Annotated in this window: 15 protein-coding genes; 9 read left to right on the forward strand and 6 right to left on the reverse strand. The window is 52.6% G+C overall.

The features are described 5' to 3' along the window. The first annotated feature begins 8 nt into the window (after window positions 1-8). On the forward strand, window positions 9-647 hold the full coding sequence (locus AC55FS_RS07240; RefSeq protein WP_496935400.1) for a flagellar brake protein: 639 nt from the start codon (window positions 9-11) through the stop codon (window positions 645-647). A gap of 106 nt (window positions 648-753) precedes the next feature. Continuing rightward, complete coding sequence (locus AC55FS_RS07245; RefSeq protein WP_496935401.1) at window positions 754-3,255, forward strand: putative bifunctional diguanylate cyclase/phosphodiesterase; 2,502 nt, start codon at window positions 754-756, stop codon at window positions 3,253-3,255. A 30-nt stretch (window positions 3,256-3,285) separates the two neighbouring features. Here AC55FS_RS07245 and ppnP read toward each other — a convergent pair whose 3' ends face one another. Together ppnP and AC55FS_RS07255 are read right to left on the reverse strand one after the other, a co-directional pair. After that, on the reverse strand, window positions 3,286-3,567 hold the full coding sequence (ppnP, locus tag AC55FS_RS07250; protein ID WP_496935402.1) for a pyrimidine/purine nucleoside phosphorylase: 282 nt from the start codon (window positions 3,565-3,567) through the stop codon (window positions 3,286-3,288). A gap of 46 nt (window positions 3,568-3,613) precedes the next feature. Beyond that, window positions 3,614-5,710, reverse strand: coding sequence for an ATP-binding protein (locus tag AC55FS_RS07255; RefSeq protein WP_496935403.1), 2,097 nt, complete (start codon window positions 5,708-5,710; stop codon window positions 3,614-3,616). A gap of 243 nt (window positions 5,711-5,953) precedes the next feature. On the opposite strand from AC55FS_RS07255, the gene AC55FS_RS07260 reads away from it, so the two are divergent. From AC55FS_RS07260 to AC55FS_RS07270, 3 genes are all read left to right on the forward strand, one after another. Then, complete coding sequence (locus AC55FS_RS07260) at window positions 5,954-7,768, forward strand: DEAD/DEAH box helicase (RefSeq protein ID WP_496935404.1); 1,815 nt, start codon at window positions 5,954-5,956, stop codon at window positions 7,766-7,768. 85 nt (window positions 7,769-7,853) lie between these two features. Next, a complete protein-coding gene (locus AC55FS_RS07265; RefSeq protein ID WP_496935405.1) occupies window positions 7,854-8,465 on the forward strand; it encodes a glutathione S-transferase family protein in 612 nt (203 codons plus the stop codon). A 1-nt stretch (window position 8,466) separates the two neighbouring features. After that, window positions 8,467-9,051 (forward strand): NADPH-dependent FMN reductase, encoded by a 585-nt coding sequence (locus AC55FS_RS07270; RefSeq protein WP_496935406.1) that lies wholly within the window; start codon window positions 8,467-8,469, stop codon window positions 9,049-9,051. Between the two features lie 25 nt (window positions 9,052-9,076). Here AC55FS_RS07270 and AC55FS_RS07275 read toward each other — a convergent pair whose 3' ends face one another. Next, entirely contained in the window at window positions 9,077-10,201 is a 1,125-nt protein-coding gene (locus AC55FS_RS07275) for an NADH:flavin oxidoreductase (protein ID WP_496935407.1), read from the reverse strand. A gap of 156 nt (window positions 10,202-10,357) precedes the next feature. Here AC55FS_RS07275 and AC55FS_RS07280 point away from each other — a divergent pair, with 156 nt between their 5' ends. Further along, on the forward strand, window positions 10,358-11,698 hold the full coding sequence (locus tag AC55FS_RS07280) for a deoxyguanosinetriphosphate triphosphohydrolase (protein WP_496935408.1): 1,341 nt from the start codon (window positions 10,358-10,360) through the stop codon (window positions 11,696-11,698). Here AC55FS_RS07280 and AC55FS_RS07285 read toward each other — a convergent pair. Further along, complete coding sequence (locus AC55FS_RS07285; RefSeq protein ID WP_496935409.1) at window positions 11,619-12,635, reverse strand: alpha/beta hydrolase; 1,017 nt, start codon at window positions 12,633-12,635, stop codon at window positions 11,619-11,621. The two genes, AC55FS_RS07280 and AC55FS_RS07285, sit on opposite strands and share 80 nt — an antisense overlap. A gap of 125 nt (window positions 12,636-12,760) precedes the next feature. Between AC55FS_RS07285 and lepB the strand changes: the two genes are divergently transcribed. The 3 genes from lepB (at window position 12,761) to AC55FS_RS07300 (ending at window position 15,308) form a co-directional block, all read left to right on the forward strand. Next, window positions 12,761-13,561: a signal peptidase I gene (lepB, locus tag AC55FS_RS07290; protein ID WP_496935410.1), complete on the forward strand. Its 801-nt coding sequence runs from the start codon at window positions 12,761-12,763 to the stop codon at window positions 13,559-13,561. Between the two features lie 350 nt (window positions 13,562-13,911). Further along, complete coding sequence (locus tag AC55FS_RS07295) at window positions 13,912-14,283, forward strand: glutaredoxin family protein (protein ID WP_496935411.1); 372 nt, start codon at window positions 13,912-13,914, stop codon at window positions 14,281-14,283. Window positions 14,284-14,354: 71 nt separating this feature from the next. Next, window positions 14,355-15,308: a YheT family hydrolase gene (locus AC55FS_RS07300; protein ID WP_496935412.1), complete on the forward strand. Its 954-nt coding sequence runs from the start codon at window positions 14,355-14,357 to the stop codon at window positions 15,306-15,308. A gap of 88 nt (window positions 15,309-15,396) precedes the next feature. Here the strand turns inward: AC55FS_RS07300 and AC55FS_RS07305 are convergent, their stop codons facing one another. After that, window positions 15,397-16,455: an AraC family transcriptional regulator ligand-binding domain-containing protein gene (locus AC55FS_RS07305; protein WP_496935413.1), complete on the reverse strand. Its 1,059-nt coding sequence runs from the start codon at window positions 16,453-16,455 to the stop codon at window positions 15,397-15,399. 259 nt (window positions 16,456-16,714) lie between these two features. Further along, entirely contained in the window at window positions 16,715-17,404 is a 690-nt protein-coding gene (locus AC55FS_RS07310) for a hypothetical protein (RefSeq protein WP_496935414.1), read from the reverse strand. Window positions 17,405-17,535 lie beyond the last annotated feature (131 nt).

A 17,535-nucleotide genomic window follows, 5' to 3' on the forward strand; every position in this document is an offset into this window, starting at 1 on the left:
ATAATAATGTGGCCCGCTTTGAAGATCTGAAATTGCTGCCCGGGCAGCCGATGCAGTTAGAATTTGATGGCTATTCCAGTGAGCGTGATCGCAGTGTGCTGTTGGGTTACCGCGCCAATCACAGCCTGATTGTCACGACACCCATGGTCAATGGTTCGCCCATGGCTTTGAAGTTGGGTATGCGGCTGGCGGTACGGTTATTTGCGCCACGAGTGAATAGTGCTTGTGCTTTTCGTACCGAGGTTCTTCACGTCTCCCGAGCTCCCTATGCGCATATGCATTTGGCCATGCCTGAGACCGTGGTGACGGGGGAGGTTCGCAAAAGTGTGCGCGCTAAGGTAAGGCTCATTGTCTCTATTCATCACGGTGCCCAACAACAGCATCAATGTTCAGCCATTGTTGATGATCTGAGTAGCGGTGGCGCACGCATCAGTGCTAAGCAGCTGCCGGTGGCCAGTGGTGACGATATTCGAATTAGTGCTCAGTTGGAAGTGAGCGGAGTTGAACGTATTGTCTCGGTCGATGCCTTGGTACGTTCCTATCAGGAAGAAGATGGGCAATGCAGTATCGGAGTGCAATTTAAACAGATGAATGATGCCGATCGGGTAATGTTGCACGCCTACGTTTTATCCAATATTCATGGCTGATTCTATTGTGCGAATGAATGATTCTCGCTGTTGCTCAACAGCTGAGCCGCCTTTAGCTCAGGATACTCATCCTGACGCGCGACTGCAGTCATTGTTAGCACATGCAATGCGCATCTTTATAACCTCAACGCCAGATACCCTCAATACTGACTTGGGGTTGGTTCTTAAGCATCTGGGCAAACATTTACAGGCACCAACCGTGGCTTGGCTATTGTGCCCGCAGCTTAATGCCAATGGTTGTCATGCCTTGGTGTCGCCTACACAGCCACGTTTGCATCAACAGCTACTGCAGTACAGTGATGTTTGGCGGGGGTTGATCGTTGGCTCACGGGTTAGGCTAATAAGTCGGAGTCAACCCGCTGAGAAGCGACTGTTAGCGCTGCTCGGCGCAGAAGCCGCCATATTAGTGCCGGTGGTCGGTAAGCACTCTGAGTCTGGTTGCATGTTGATCGTTATTGAAACTTCGCAACATGCCCCCGCTCCAGCACAGCTGCCATTATTGTCGGCTTTAGCTCAATTGTGCTATTTGGCGGTCGATCGGCTGTCACTGTTACAACGGCTGCAAAGCCGTGAGCAGCTGCTAGCGCGTACGGAGCAGCGAGCGGCGATAGGAAGTTGGCACGGCTATGGCGATCAAGCTTATGTGCAGGTATCGGCGCAAACGGCACGACTATTGGGGTTGGCCAAAGATACTCAGACGTTACATGTTCGCCAGTTCTTAAAATGTCTTCATCCTGAAGACAGTGTGCGGGTACGTCGCTCAAAAGTGCTGGCCGTACGCCGTGGGCAGGGGTCGGACATTATTTATCGGATTATCGATTTGCACGGGCAGCAGCGTACCTTGCATGCGGTGACGGAAGTGATGACCGATGCGCAAGGCAAGGTAGTCGGCCATTGGGGCTCTGTGCAAGACATAACTGAGCAGCAGCTGACTGAACGTAATTTATTGCAAGCGGCAACGCTGTTTGAATCCACCAATGAAGGCGTGGTCATTACTGATGCCAGCGGTCGGGTCGAAGCGGTGAATCCTGCCTTTGAGCGAATCACGGGGTATCTCGGCAAAGATGTCGTGCAGCAGCCCATCTCCATGCTCAAGTCGACCCGCCATGATGACAGTTTTTATCAATCGTTATTGAGTCAGCTGCACCAGCAAGGGCGCTGGCACGGTGAGGTTTGGAACCGTCGTAGCAATGGTGAAACCTACCCGCAATGGTTGACGGTGACCGCGGTTCAGGACGCTGAAGGCCAAATCGGCAACTATGTGGGCGTTTTTAACGATATATCGTCACAGCGTCGCTCCGAGCAGCAGCTTGAGCAACTGTCGTATTACGACTCGCTGACCAATCTGCCCAATCGCAATTTATTAATGCAACGTTTACAAGCGGCCATAACCGATGCCGTTCAGAACCATGACAAGCTTGCCGTCATAGCCATCGACTTAGACCACTTTAAGCATATTAACGACAGCCTTGGCCATCCGGCGGGAGATCGTTTGCTGCAGCAATTTGCCAAGCGTTTGCAGCAACGCCTGCGTGATAGCGATACCCTAGCGCGCCAGAGCGGTGATGATTTTATTGTGATCATCGAACAGGTTCAAAGCCAGCAACAAGTCGCCATAATGGCAGACGGCATTAAGCGACTGCTGCGCCAGCCATTTGATCTAGGCATTGGCCAGGAGTTGATGATTGGCGCCAGCATGGGCATTACCCTGTACCCGGATCATGGCGACAATGCCACCCAGCTGCTCAGCAATGCCGACGTTGCTATGTATCGTGCTAAGCAACGGGGTCGCAATCACTACCAGTTTTACAGTGATGAAATGACCCGAGCTGCCAGTGATCGGCTAGAGCTCGGGAGTCAGTTGCGCCATGCCTTGCAATGGGGTGGTCAGCTGCAGCTCTATTACCAGCCGCAGGTATGCATGCGCAGCAATCGCGTAGTGGGGTTAGAGGCGCTGATGCGTTGGTGCCATCCACAAGATGGCATCATTCCTCCAGGGCGTTTTCTGCCGGTGGCGGAAGACAATGGTTTAATGCCCGAGCTGGATACGTGCGCCCTGACACAGGCGTGTCAGCAAATCGCTCTGTGGCAACAGCAAGGATTAAAGCCTTTAACGGTGGCGGTGAATATTACTCAGCCAACATTTGTCGCCGGCGGTTTGGTTGAAACCCTGAGTTTATTGTTGCAGCGATACCGAATTGATGCGGGCTGGTTGGAGCTGGAAATTACCGAAGGTGCTTTGCTTGAGCCGACGCCAGCGGTGCTCAATACCATTGCCGGTTTAAAGGCACTGGGTGTGTCCTTAGCAGTCGATGATTTTGGTACCGGCTACTCTTCGTTGGCTTATTTGCATCGCTATAAAGTCGACAAGCTAAAGATCGATCGCAGTTTTGTGCTGGGGTTAGATGAAGACGATGGTCAGGTGATTACCACCACTATTATCAACATGGCCCGTGGCTTAGGGCTTCAGGTGCTGGCCGAAGGCGTGGAGTGCGAGCAGCAGCTAACGTTTTTACGCGATAATTTGTGTCAAACCTATCAGGGCTTTTTGTTCAGTCGACCACTGCCATTGGCACAGCTGCAGCCGTTGCTGCAGCAGGCGGTGTAGTATCAATGCCTGGGTGAAGGCATTAACACACTAGCCGTAACGGCAGAAATACGCGGTATCGCCGGCAACTTCGACGTCAAAGCTGACATTGGCTGCAATAGTAAAAGACTCACCTTGAGCAAAGGTTTGCCAGTCGTCAGCAGTCGGTAATCGCACTGTCATCGTGCCAGACACTACGGTCATGACTTCTTGCTGGCTGGTCGAGAACTGGTATTGGCCTGCACTCATGACACCGACGGTGGCTGGCTGGTGGTCGGTTTGTAGAGCAATGGACTTCACCTTGCCGTCGAAATATTCGTTTACGGTTAACATATTTAAATCCTTAAGGGCCACTCCACCTTGGAGTGGGGCCAGAGGATTATACGCCGGCGCTGGGTGGGGTACAGGGCAGGCGCAGGGTAAACTGAGTGCCCTGGCCGAGAGTAGAGCGGACGTCTATTTGGCCGTGCAGCTGGCCGGTGACAAGATTGTGAATGATATGTGCTCCCAATCCGCTGCCACCTTTGCCTTTGCGGGTGGTGAAAAAGGGTTCATACAAGTGTTCTAACACCTCTTCACTCATGCCTTTACCGTCGTCTGAGTAGTGCAATACCAGCTCATCGCCGCTGCGCTCTGCTTTAAAGGCAATGGTGCCGCTTTGTTCAGGGTCGAAGGCGTGAGTCAGAGAGTTCATCATTAAATTGGTAATCACTTGCGCCAACGCACCCGGGTAGCTGGAAATGACGATGCGTTCGGGCACATCAAATTGCACTTCAATCGGACGATATTTGTAGTTGGGGCGCAGTGAGCTGGCAATGGATTGCAGATAATCACCGACCTCAAAATCTCGTCGTTGTTCACTGGCTTGGTCAACGGCCACTTGTTTAAAACGGCCGATCATGTCGGCGGCGCGACGCAGATTTTCACCGGTAATATCGATGCTTTCTTCGGCAAAGCTGATAAAGTCATTGAGACTGCTTTTGCTCAGCTGTTCGGACTGGTACTGGCTTTTTAGCTCTTCTAAATAATCTTCTAATGCACTGACTGCAGTGACACCAATACCTAAGGGAGTATTAATTTCATGGGCTAGCCCGGCCACCATATCGCCCAGCGCGGCATGTTTTTCCATATTAACCAGCTGGTTTTGTGTCATGCGCAGCTGTCGCAAAGACTCCAATGCTTCGCTGCTTTTTTGCTGCAGCTCTTCTGTGCGCTGAGCCACTTTTTGTTCCAGGCTGCTATTAAGCTCTTGTACTTGGTGCTGCTGTTCAATTAATGCCTGATTGCTGGTCGCTAATTGCTGGTTATATTCCTTCACTTGCTCCACCAGCGTATTAAAGGTGCTGACGATGGGGCTGAATTCATTACGCCCCTGATAGCTGATGGGACGTACATTGATACTATCGCCATCTTTGTTGGACGCCACAGTCGAGCGTAGCAGTGTCAATATGGTATCAAACGGGCCAAACAGCAGACGTAATATCAACAGCATGGCAATGGCAAATAACGCAGCGATCAAGGCACTGATAGGCAGTGTGTGAGAGGTGTAGGCGCGGGCCGACGATAATAAATCCTGACGCGGAACGGAGAAGCCGACTACAAATCCGGTTTGCGTGGCCGCTGCGTAGGCGTAATAGAGTTTACCCTCATGCTGATACTGCAGTTGCTGCACATCGCCGTTTTTAATTTTCAGCAATTGAGATTGCCAGTCACTGGGCTGAGTTAGGGGGGTAAAGGTCGGCTCACCTTTGAGTAACACCGTGGTGCCGCTTTCGGGGTGAAGCATAAAGCTTTGGCTGTTGGTGGTGGGGGCTAAGGCCGTGATGTAATCGCGTGCCTGGGTGAGTGACCAATCAACCGTCGACATGCCAATCAGTTGATGCTCGCGGTCGTACATCAGCGCATCGACCGTCATCATTAAGGCTTCACTGCCAGCCTGGTCAACATAGGGGTGGGTCCAAAAGAACGCGGCTTTGCGGCTCAAGCTGCGATCCCAGCCTGGCGGCAAGGCCAATTGATACCAGTCTTGCTGGTGATAGTTGTAGTCGCTATTGCTGAGCTCCCAACTAAAGGTCAGACCTTGATCGCTGTGATACACATAAGGGCCGAAATAACGCAGATCTGGTTTTAAGGTAAAAGGTTCGTACCAAATGCCACCGCCGATGGCTTGGTCAAAGTCGTCGAAGGTGCGCAGTAACAGTTGTCTGGATTGGTTTTCAAGTACGCTGCGGCTAAGCAGTTGCCGCTGCTGATGCAACAGTTCGCCCGAGCGTGCCAAGCCAGCAGCCATGCGCTGCATGCGGTCGGATACATCGTCAAAATGTTTTACCGCCATATCCACCGATTGGCGGAACTGACGATGGCTATCGTCGATGACCGAGTGGCTGATATGGGCATTGTTTCGATAGATGAGCACCGCGAAGCCAATCAGCTGCAGAGCAACGGCGGACAACAGAATACGCGTTTTTATATTCATAGTTTTGACTAGTGGTGCGCTGTGATTAGCCTAGCAGCTGCGATTCGGTTTGTATTGAGTGGCCAAGGGCCTGTCCGGGCCAACGCCTGACTTTAGCGCACTTAGTTAAAATAAGACGGGCATTGGTCTGCATTTTTGGGTACACTCCCGCGCCTTTGAAAAACCCCCGAGTCGGGCCCGCCGTGTTGCGCAGAGTGTGAGAACGGCCACGCCCACCTTCTATACAACACAGCAGGATCATTCATGACCGATGCAAAAACAGGCTTTGCAAGCCTGGGATTACCTTTTTCTATTCTTCGTGCACTAGAAACACTGGGCTACGAAGAGCCATCACCGATTCAAGCCGACAGTATTCCGTCACTGCTTGAAGGACGTGATGTACTGGGCATGGCACAAACCGGTACCGGTAAAACCGCCGCCTTTACTCTGCCATTGCTGGCACGTACTCAAACCGAACAGCCATCACCTCAGGTGTTGGTATTGGCACCCACTCGTGAGCTGGCACAACAGGTGGCTCAGGCCGTTAAGAGCTATAGCCAATACATGCCGGGTGTCGGCGTGTCTGCCGTTTATGGTGGTGCTGACTATGGCAGCCAATTGCGTGAACTGAAGCGCGGCCCGCAATGGGTGGTGGGTACGCCTGGTCGTGTTATGGATCACTTGCGTCGTGGCACTCTGAACCTGGCTGATATTAAAGCTGTGGTGTTGGACGAAGCCGATGAAATGCTGCGCATGGGCTTTATTGACGACGTAAACTGGATTCTCGAGCACACGCCGCGCCAGCGTCAGGTGGCTTTGTTCTCCGCGACCATGCCGCGTGAAATTCAACAGGTGGCTGAAACTCACCTGAAAGATCCGGTGCAGGTCAAAATCAAAACCAAGACCACCACCAATGCCAACATTCGCCAGCGTTACTGGTTTGTGGCCGGTGCTCACAAGAACGATGCTTTGCTGCGTATCTGTGAAGTTGAAGACTTTGACGCCATGATGGTGTTTGTACGTACCAAGCAAGCGACGGAAGAAGTTGCCGAGTACATGCAAGCCCAGGGCTTCCGTTGTGCACCATTGAATGGTGATATTCCGCAACAGCTGCGTGAAAAAGCCGTCGACAAGCTAAAGCGTGGTCAGCTGGATATTATTGTGGCGACAGACGTGGCAGCGCGTGGTCTGGACGTAGAGCGCATCAGTCACGTTATTAACTACGACATTCCATCGGATACCGAATCCTACGTGCACCGTATTGGTCGTACTGGCCGTGCAGGTCGTGATGGTGTTGCTATTGCCTTTATTCGTGGTCGCGAAAAGCGCCTACTGCGTGATATTGAAAAAGCCACCCGCCAGACCATCGAAGAAATGCCATTGCCGACCGCCAAAGAAGTGAACGACAAGCGTCGTCAGCGCTTTATGGGTCGTTTGATGGATGCGGTTAAGCCAGAGCAAAACAAGCTGTATCGCGACATGATCGAAGAGCTGCTGCGTGAGCACCCTCTGGATGCACTCGATTTGGCGACTGCGGCGGCGGCTTTGCTGCAAGGCAATAAGCCGTTGTTCATCGATGAAAAAGCGGATCAGCGCATGCAGGAGCGTCGCGAACGCCCTGAACGTGATCGTGAGCGTCCTGAACGTGGCGAGCGCGGTGAGCGCGGCGAACGTAACCGCAAGGCGTTGCCAGAAGCACAGCCTAAGCCATTAAAAGGCATGAAAGATGTCGATATGGTGCGTTATCAGGTAGCCGTTGGTTATGACGATGGTTTGCGTCCGGGTAACTTGGTGGGTGCTGTGGCTAACGAAGCCGAGCTGGATAGCAAATATATCGGTCATATCGAAATCTTGGGTCAGTTCTCGGTGATCGATTTGCCCGCTGGTATGCCGCCGGAAACCTTGCAAACGCTGAAGCGCGCACGTGTATGTGGCAAAGCGTTGGGGCTGAAAGCGTACAACCCAGAGCAGGTGCCGGAAGGCGGTCGTCCACCACGTCGTGATGGCAACAAGGGCCCTCGCCGTGGCGATGGCCAGAAGAAGTTTAATCGCAATAAGCCACGTCGTCAGGCGAGCTAAGCGTTAACTCAGTGTTGCATCAGCGGCACTGAGTATCTTTTCGCGACTGTGTTACAACTCGACTGTATTTGCCAAGGACAGTCGAATGAAACTCTACAGCGCTAAGCGGGCTCCCAGCCCGCGCCGAATTCTGATGTTAATGGCCGAAAAAGGCTTGCAGCCCGAGCTGGTTCAACTGGATCTGCTGGCGGGTGATAACCTGCGTGACGACTTTACCCGCCTCAATCCTATCGCCAAAGTGCCCCTATTGCAGTTAGACGACGGTACCTGTATCGCTGAAGTCGGTGCAATTAACCGCTACTTGGATGAGCAATTCCCTAAGCCTTGTCTGCTTGGCCACGACGCAGTGAGCAAAGCCATCATTGAAATGTGGGATCGGCGAATAGAGCAGGGGCTGATGATTCCCGTGATGCAGTGCTATCAGCACACCCGGGGAATTTTTCGCGATCGCATGACACCCATTAAAGCTTGGGGGCAGGCTGTCGAACAGCAAGCAAAACAGTTTGTGCCACTGCTGGAGCAGGCGGTGCAGCAAACGGCTTACATTGCCGGTGAGCAGTTTTCAGTGGCCGACATCACCGCGTTGTGTGCGTTGGAGTTCTCACGTGTTATCCAGCTAGACTGGTCAAACTATCCTGCGCTGCAGCGCTGGTATCAACGCATGCAGCAAAGGCCCAGTTATGGTGTGGAGTTCTAATATGAGCCAAATCTGTATCGTCAGCGCCAGCCAGCGGGCGCAATCCAACAGCCGCAGAATCAGCGATATTCTCAACCAGCAGTACCTGCTGGGCCAAGCCAGTGTGATTGACTTGCACCAGCAGCCATTACCCTTTTGGGATGGTGAGCAGCCCGAGACTGCAGCGGTGCAAGATGCCAAGGCTAAGGCCAATGCCGCGGACGGCTTTGTCTTTGTGGTGCCTGAATGGCACGGCATGGTGCCCGCTGCATTAAAAAACATGCTGTTATGGCTTGGTCGTGATGAACTGGCCCATAAACCAGTGCTGCTGGTGGCCGTGTCTGCCTCGGCTGGCGGTGCTTTTGTGATCGCAGAACTGCGCGCTAGCGGCTACAAAAACTCCAGATTATTGTTTTTACCTGAGCATTTAATTTTGCGCGACGCCAATGAGCTTTGGGCTGGCGAAAGTGGGCGGCGCAGCGACGAATATCTGGATCAGCGCAGCCGCTATGCGTTGGATCAACTGATTACCTACGCCAATGCGTTGGCGCCATTGCGTGGCCAGCTGATGGCTGGCCTGAGTGACTTTAGCAATGGTATGTCGTGAACGCTGGACGCCGTCCGGCAAGTGGTTACACCAGCTCTGCTAACGCGGTTTTGCTGTAGTCTTGCAATTCATCAAGGCGGTTGTCGCGCACTTTGTGCACCCATTCGGGGTCTTGCAGTAAGGCGCGACCCACGGCAACCAGATCAAACTCCCCCTGCGATAAGCGCTGCTCTAGCTCGCTGATCGACTGAGTTGCCACACCGGATTCGTCGATCATGTCGCGCTTATCTTCATCGATAAAGCCGCTGTTCAGTCCCACAGAGCCAACAGTAATCACTGGCTTGCCGGTGAGCTTCTTGGTCCAGCCTGCCAGGTTCAGAGGTGAGCCTTCAAATTCTGCTTGCCAAAAACGACGGGTAGAACAGTGGAAGATATCCACTCCGGCTTCCACCAGCGGCGCCAAGAAGGCCGCCAGCTGCTCTGGTGTTTCTGCCAGTCGGGCGTTGTAATCCTGCTGCTTCCACTGCGAAAAGCGGAAGATAATGGGAAACTCATCGCCCACGCGCTGGCGAATAGCACGCACGATATCGCAGGCGAAACGAGTACGTTGGACCAGATCGCCACCGTATTGATCATCACGCTGGTTAGTGCCTGACCAGAAGAACTGATCGATCAGATAACCGTGGGCACCATGAACTTCAATGGCATCACAGCCAATCTGTTGGGCGTCAGCCGCTGCTTGAGCGAAGGCTTCGATTACCTCATCGATATCCTGTTGGCTCATAGCAACGCCATTTTCAACGCCATTTTCAACGCCAGGAGCGCTCAACCCAGATGGGCTAAAGCCAGGCACTTGTGGATCGGGTTCTACCCCTGTTTTGCGAATAGCGCCGACATGCCACAGTTGGGGAGCGATCTTTCCCCCCTTGGCATGCACTGCCGCTACTATTTTGCGCCATTCGGCCAGTGCCGTTTCGCCATAAAAGAAGGGTACTCGCGGATAGCCATTGGCGCCGGCATGATTGATACAAGTTCCTTCGGTAATAATCAGGCCAACGCCGTTTTCTGCGCGGCGCGCATAATAAGCAAGATTCAAGTCGTTAGGGACATTGCCCGGCGAAAAGGTGCGTGTCATGGGCGCCATGACAATGCGATTGGGCAGGGTTAATGGGCCCAATTGCAGTGGGCTAAACAAGGCAGAGGAAGTCATGAGGAATCCTTGGCAGCTAGGTAAGGTTGATAGCATAGATGGCACAAGTTAAATGATAAGTGCCAATAGTGCCACGGGCCTGTGCGAGACAAACCGTTGCATCGGCTAAGCTGATTGGCGTTAATAACATGCACATCCGTCAGCTAAGGACACCTTATGCAGGCCATGAATTGGCAGCAGCTTTTGTCTCCACAACGTTTTGGGCAATCGCCTGAACAGGAGCTTGAATTGGGGCGCTCGCCCTTTCATAAAGACTACGACCGCATTGTTTTTTCATCGGCCTTTCGCCGCCTCGATCGCAAAACCCAGGTTCATCCGTTGTCCGAAAATGATCATGTGCATACGCGCCTGACCCATAGCTTGGAAGTGGGGTGCGTTGGGCGATCACTGGGTAGCCGGGTAGGGCAGGCATTGATGCCGCAGCTGCCCGCCGGTATCAGTGCTGATGATGTCGGTGCCATGGTGCAGGCGGCGTGCTTGGCCCATGATATTGGCAACCCTCCTTTTGGGCATACAGGAGAAGATGCCATTCGCCATTGGTTTCAGGCGGAAGAAAACGCCCACTTTCTTGCGCCTTTGACGCCGCTACAGCAGGCCGATCTGAAAACCTTTGAAGGCAATGCCCAGGGCTTTCGGTTAGTTACGCAGGTGGAATATCAGCGCTTTGACGGTGGTATGCGTCTGACCTATGCCACCTTAGGTGCGTTTCTTAAATACCCCTGGGGCGTTGATCAAGTGATCCAGGGCCAGGCGAAAAAATTTGGTTGTTATCAAGCGGAACTGCCTTGGCTTAGGCAACTGGCACAGGCGCTGGGCATGCTGCAACTGGGTGAAGATCGGTGGGCGCGCCATCCCCTGGTGTATTTGCTGGAGGCGGCCGATGACATTTGTTACGGCCTGATTGATTTAGAAGACGGCATTGAAATGGGCCTGCTGCGCTATCACGAGGTCGAGGCTATTTTGCAGCCATTACTGTCGTCGCGTTGGAATGACATTGCGCTGGAACTCGAAAATGCCGATAACGAGCGCAGGCGTCTGCAAATGCTGCGAGGGCAAGTCATGGAAGTACTGGTGAATGCTGTCAGTCAAACCTTTGTTGCGCACGAGCCGCAGATTCTCCGCGGCCAGCTGCAGGGAGATATTATCGATTATTGCCCGCAGCCGGTTCAGACGCTGGTGAATCAGGCAAAAGCGCTGGCGCGAGAGCGCATTTTCCGTGACGGGCGCAAGCTGGCGGTGGAAATTGGCTCCTACTCTACTTTAGGAACCTTGTTGGATGCTTTTTTGAGTGCGGTACGTGAGCGAGTACTAGAAGGGCAAGCAACCTTTCGTAATCACCGAGTGTTGGAATTGATGGGGCGTTCAGCACCACAAGCCGATTGGGGTTTGTATGAAGCCTATATGCGCGCCATCGATTTTATTGCTGGGATGACGGATAACTATGCAGCGGAGTTGGCGCGACAGTTTGCTGGCTACCAGCCACCGGCTCGTTTTTAACCGGTCGGCAGGCAAGAGAAGCTTTTAACTGCTTTTTTTGCCATTTTTTTTCTGCCTTTTTAAGGTGTTTGCTCAGCAGTTTGCTCAGCTTAGGTAATAAGGCGGGCGGTAAATCATGGCCCATGCCGTCGATGATTTTAAGCTTACATTTTTTAATCGCTGAAGCGGCATCCATGCCCATACGAACAGGAATCAGTGGGTCGGCCGAACCGTGTATGACCAGGGTGGGCGCTTTGATCTTGCTGAGCAGAGCACGTCGATCGCCAGCGGCAGTCACGGCCGCGAGCTGGCGTTTAAACCCGCAGGCAGGTGCCGCCCTGGCTAGGCTGATTTCCGCCAACTGCTGTAGCTCTTCATCGTTGAGCGGGTAGTCCGGACTGCCAATTAGACGGTTCATACGCATGGTATAGCGCAGCGCAGCCTCACGATTAAAAGGTGGTGGGCGTTTAGCCAGCTGTAACAGTACTGACAGCTTTGGCCCGGGCAATCCAGGGCTGCTGGCAGCCGACATGATGGACGTCAGGCTGCGTACTCGCTTGCGTTTTTTGGCGGCCAGTATTTGAGCAATCATGCCGCCCATGGAAGCGCCAACCAGATGGGCGCTCTCGATACTCAGTGCATCCATCAAACCGAGGACGTCTTTACCCATATCCTTGAGGGTATAAGGCAAATTTGGTTTGCGCCTAAGTTTGGTATGCACCCAGGTGCGCCATAAGCTGGGGCTGCCCTGTTCGGTCATCAGGCTTGATTGGCCGCTGTCGCGATTATCAAAGCGGATGACTTGAAAACCTTGGCTGGCAATACTCTGGCATAAGGCATCTGGCCAGATGCGCATATGGGCGCCAAGCCCCATGATAAGAATCACGCAGGGGTCTTGCGGCTTACCAAATCGCTCGTAGGCGAGCTGAATACCTTGGGCGGTGAGAATCTGTGTCATAGTGGCGCAAGTTTAGCCAAAGCCTGCCGAGTTGTGTGCCTGTGCTTGGCTTTCCTCGCCAGCAGCCTGGCAGCCAGTTAGAATGCCGCCAAGCAAATCGAACAACAAGTGAGAATGACGACGTTATGGATATCGATTTTCCTCTGGTATTGATGGTGGCTACCGGGCTGACAGGGATCATTGCTGCGGCTGATAAGCTTTGGCTGGCCAAGCGTCGCTCACAGCAAGCCGTTGGCTTTGATGAAGAGGTGAAAGAGCCGTTTATCATCGAACAATCGAAGTCATTTTTCCCCGTGTTGGCGTTGGTATTTGTTCTGCGCTCCTTTATTGCTGAGCCTTTTCAGATACCGTCGGGTTCTATGGAACCTGGCCTAGTGAAAGGGGATTTTATTCTGGTCAGTAAATTCCACTATGGTTTAAGGATGCCAGTATTTGGCACTGAGTTGGTGCCTGTCGGTATGCCCCAGCGCGGTGATGTGATGGTGTTTTTCCCGCCGGAGGACCCACGCTATTTTATTAAGCGAGTGATTGGCTTGCCGGGCGATAAAATTGAATACCGTAACCGCCAGCTGACGATTAACGGTGAAAACGTCGAGACAGAAGAAGTGGGTGGTGTGCCGGCTTACAATCCGGTGCGTTACCTGGCGAAAGAACAGCTGGGGGAGCACCAGGCTGACATTCAATGGATGCGCGCCCGTGATATGCGCACCAGTGATGAAGTGATCTGGGCCGGTCCTGAAGGACAGTGGACGGTGCCCGAAGGGCATTATTTTATGATGGGTGACAATCGCGGCAACAGTGCCGATAGTCGCAGCTGGGGATTTGTACCTGAGCGCAATATCGTCGGCAAAGCCACTGCGGTATGGATGCATTGGGAAAGCTGGACGGATATACCGTCGTTCTCACGTAATCGTTGGATGGATTAATGGACAAAGCACCGTGCAAGGCCTGTCAGTACTCTCGTTGGGTGCTGACAGTGGTGATACTGGTGATGATGCTAACCATGTTGTTGTCAGAGCGTGGTTATTTGAACGCGTTTTGATCGATTTTTACTATTTTTAGTAATAAGAAAATCTCCTTATAAAACTCTTTTGAAGTTTCTCTCCTTCAAGCAATTTAAATGCCTACTTTTCAGCTGTAAGCCGCGTCACCGCTGGGCTCTGACTTTCTGACAGACAATGTGATTTTTTTCTCAAAAAGGCTGGATATTTCGATCCACTTGCATAAAATGCCGGCCGGTTCACAGGTTTGTAACGTCTCTATGGCGCAGAGCGGAATGATGGCAGTGGCAATGAATTTAACCCGACAAATGAAAGGTATGGCGCTGAATCTTATGGATCGGGTGGTACCTGTTCGACCGGTCGCACGAGACCAGCGTGAGCAAAGCCGGCTGAACCGTGAGTCGCGTCGAATGCAGCTGTACTTTTGTCGCTCTTGCCCGTCGTCCATTTCTGTCAAACGCCACTGTGAAAAACTCGGTCTTCGGGTGGTAGAAAAAGATGTTGATCGAGTGAACTCCTTCCGCAACGAATTGGTACGTGGTGGCGGTCAGCCTCGGGTACCTTGTCTGCGCATCGCCGATGGTCAAAAAGAGCACTGGCTTTATAGCCCAGATGCCATCCTGAAATACCTCAACAGTCATTTCTGACGCCGCACTGGCGATATTCCCACTTCTTTTTTGTGTTTGTGCCATTACCCTTGGGTTGTTAAGGAGGGGTCATGCCACTGTTAGCTTCCGATTACCAGCCGCCGTTTGGCTTTGCCAATGGCTATCTGCAAAGTATCTATCCAACCTTATTTCGTCGTTTATCCGAGCAAGGTCTAGAGCGCGACACGTTAGAATTGGCCGATGGTGACTTTCTCGACCTTGATTGGCGTCGAGGCTTTGGCTCCTCCTTGGTGATCGTTTCACACGGCTTAGAAGGCCATTCACGCCGTCCATATGTGTTGGGAGTGATGCACGAAGCCAACCGCCAGGGGATGGATGCGCTCAGCTGGAATTTTCGCGGCTGCAGTGGTCGTCCGAATCGTTTGCCGCGCAGCTATCACAGTGGCGCCACGGAAGATCTTGCTGCCGTTGTGGGTTACGCCATCCAGCAGGGCTATAGGCGGCTGCACCTGGTCGGTTTCTCCATGGGTGGTAATTTGTCCTTGCTGTATGCTGGCCGAGATGGCGCTGACCCGGCGGTAAAGTCTGTTGTCGCGTTTTCTGTGCCTTGTGATCTTAATGCCAGTGCGGTACAGCTCGCCAGAAAGCGCAACCGGGTCTTTATGTGGCGTTTTTTACGGGATTTGCACGACAAAATGACCGACAAAGCCCAGCGTTTTCCACAAATGGTGTCTGTGCAAGATTATCGCAGTATTCGCACCTTTCAGCAGTTTGACGACCGCTACACAGCGCCATTGCATGGTTTTGAAGATGCCCAAGACTATTGGGCACAAAGCAGTTGTTTGTCTTACTTGGATGCCATTCGAATCCCGGCGTTATTGGTCAACGCGCAGGACGATCCTTTTTTGCCTGCCAGTTGCTATCCGCGAGATATTGCTAAGCGTTCTCCCTGGTTGTATTTGGAGCAGCCTGAGCATGGCGGGCATGTGGGGTTCGTTAGCAAAGGACAGCGCTATTGGCTGGAGCTGCGGGCGTTGGCCTTTATTCAGCAGCAGGGAGGTTAGCTCTAGGCCGGTAAGCGGCCAAATGTGACCTTGGAATCGCTGGTAGTACCAGTGAGAAAAAGAAAACGGAGCCCTAGGGCTCCGTAGATCAAGCGTTGACGGCCAAGTGCGGTGTCGAAGGCATTTGGCGGTGATTTTGGCGGTACTGAGCCGGGCTTTGATCCATCTCTTTGATGAAAATCCGATCCAGAGTACGACGCCCTGACAGGCCAATGTGCAAAGCGATTTGCTCGATGCTGTCATTGCTATCAACCAGCATACGCTTAGCGGTTTCGATACGAACCTGGGTGACGATTTGCTTGAGAGAGGTGTTTTCTTTGTGCAAGTGGCGATTGAGAGTGCGGGCGCTGATGTGAAAATAATCCGCCACCTCCTGCTGGTTGGCATTCAATCGCACTTTGTTCTGCGCCAAGGCTTTGCGAATACGCTCTGCCAGTGAGCCCGACCGCGCCAACTTGCGATATTGCTCCTCAACCTCGCGTTTCATCATATTTAGAATATGAGGATTGGTATTATGCAGACCTTCATCCAGCCAGCGGCTATGGAACTGAATCGAACATTCATCGCTGTTAAAGTCGATGCGGCTGCGCCATTGGCGTTCATATTGTGGGCTGTATTGAGTAGCCGGGAAAGGCAGCGCAATGCCTTCAATGGCTAAGTCCTGGCCACACAGCTGACGTAGCCAGTTAAGCAAGGTGCTGATAATGATTTCGCTGCGGTGGCGTTCGGCGGACAGGATAAAGTTATCTGGAACCGGAAGTTTCACCTTGATGATGTTGTCGCGGGTGCGTGTCACCTGAACTTCTAATTGATCACACAGCAGCGATGAAAACTTCTCCATGTAATACAGCGCTTCACGCAACGTGTTGCAGCAGAGAAACAGATGCTGCAGTTGGCAGCTGCCATGGGCGCTGAACTTGTGTGCAGGTTGCACACACAGGGCTTCATTGCCGGTTTGGCGAATGATGCGGCTGATAAGCTGATCAGCGTCGGCGACGCTCACTCGACCATCAGGATCGCGAAGATGCTTCAAGACTCGCTGGATCGCAGCGTCCTCGTCCTGGTCTGCATCAAAGAAAGCTGGTCCAGCAACGTCCAGCAGTGGCCGAATCAGGGCCGTTGATATGTAACCTTGTTCCGTGTTCATAGGCGTAGGACTGTGTTCACTTTGGTTGAGCGACCGGAGTGGCGTGTTTTGCCACCGTTTTGGCTAATAATAACCATTATAGTTATCGATAGTGACAAAATCTGTCACATATTGCGTCTACTTGTAACCGGTCGACGAAAATTTTCAATCCTCGTGACCCCAGTCACACTTTTTCAGACAACTCCGGCAAATTATTGGGTATTGGCCGTCGCAGTTTGACGAAAGTGTATTGCCATTCTTGGCGATCATAAACGAGGGATCAGAACTCGTAGTGTACTCCCAGCGTCATCAGTTGAAAGCGAACCCGTTCAAAGTCTTGGCTGTCTAGGGCGGTAGTAATCAACTCAGCTCGCGCTGCCAGTCCATGGGACAGATGCCAGATAACGCCACCGCCGGTGATCTGATCGACGGCCGATGCAGTACCTTTGCTGCCACGCTGTTTAACAACACTGTGGCTGCCGTCATCGTTAACCTGGGCGGTAATTTCTATTTCTTCATAGTCACCGGCCCAGATATTTGCACCGGTCTTAAGGAATACGTCGACGTCATCGAGCAGCCGAAATCGATAGCGCAACATGACTAAAAAACCTTGTGGCCGAATGCTACTTAGGCCGGTGTAAGTCGCTGATGCGGGTCTGTCATCATTGGCACTTTGATTGCTGACTTCACCTTGGGCGAGGTTGCTAAAGCTGGGTGCGGTATCACGATCGGCCTCGCTAAAGTCAGCTTTGGGATCGTCATAACTGGCCTCTCCCATATCCATCAGGCCGAATTCTAATGACAGCTGATCGGTAATATTAGGGCCGAAATGCAGCTGTATCGGTGTTCCAAAGCTGTCCATATCCTGGGAGTCGGTAATGCCGCTTTGCAGGCTAATAAATCCGCCTTCGGCAACGGCGAAAGGAGCGCTGGCCAACAGCAGGCATGCACGAAGCAAAAAGCGTGGCATAGGAAGTCCTGTGGGTGAGTCGTTGTTGTTATTGTTGTTTCAGTAGGCTGGCGGGATGATAACAGCGTGCTTAGTGCTCCGTCATCTGCTGTTGTCATAATGCGTCATGCTGGCCGGTGATGACCAGCGTC

Source organism: Bacterioplanes sp. CLAM21 (genome assembly GCF_059641015.1).

Bases quoted from the DNA above. Each gene is read 5' to 3' on its own strand.
- AC55FS_RS07260 (WP_496935404.1), top strand. From the start codon at position 5,954: ATGACCGATGCAAAAACAGGCTTTGCAAGCCTGGGATTACCTTTTTCT.
- AC55FS_RS07245 (WP_496935401.1), top strand. From the start codon at position 754: ATGCGCATCTTTATAACCTCAACGCCAGATACCCTCAATACTGACTTG.
- AC55FS_RS07280 (WP_496935408.1), top strand. From the start codon at position 10,358: ATGCAGGCCATGAATTGGCAGCAGCTTTTGTCTCCACAACGTTTTGGG.
- AC55FS_RS07270 (WP_496935406.1), top strand. From the start codon at position 8,467: ATGAGCCAAATCTGTATCGTCAGCGCCAGCCAGCGGGCGCAATCCAAC.
- AC55FS_RS07265 (WP_496935405.1), top strand. From the start codon at position 7,854: ATGAAACTCTACAGCGCTAAGCGGGCTCCCAGCCCGCGCCGAATTCTG.
- AC55FS_RS07275 (WP_496935407.1), bottom strand. From the start codon at position 10,201: ATGACTTCCTCTGCCTTGTTTAGCCCACTGCAATTGGGCCCATTAACC.
- AC55FS_RS07305 (WP_496935413.1), bottom strand. From the start codon at position 16,455: ATGAACACGGAACAAGGTTACATATCAACGGCCCTGATTCGGCCACTG.
- AC55FS_RS07300 (WP_496935412.1), top strand. From the start codon at position 14,355: ATGCCACTGTTAGCTTCCGATTACCAGCCGCCGTTTGGCTTTGCCAAT.
- AC55FS_RS07285 (WP_496935409.1), bottom strand. From the start codon at position 12,635: ATGACACAGATTCTCACCGCCCAAGGTATTCAGCTCGCCTACGAGCGA.
- ppnP (WP_496935402.1), bottom strand. From the start codon at position 3,567: ATGTTAACCGTAAACGAATATTTCGACGGCAAGGTGAAGTCCATTGCT.
- AC55FS_RS07310 (WP_496935414.1), bottom strand. From the start codon at position 17,404: ATGCCACGCTTTTTGCTTCGTGCATGCCTGCTGTTGGCCAGCGCTCCT.
- lepB (WP_496935410.1), top strand. From the start codon at position 12,761: ATGGATATCGATTTTCCTCTGGTATTGATGGTGGCTACCGGGCTGACA.
- AC55FS_RS07295 (WP_496935411.1), top strand. From the start codon at position 13,912: ATGATGGCAGTGGCAATGAATTTAACCCGACAAATGAAAGGTATGGCG.
- AC55FS_RS07255 (WP_496935403.1), bottom strand. From the start codon at position 5,710: ATGAATATAAAAACGCGTATTCTGTTGTCCGCCGTTGCTCTGCAGCTG.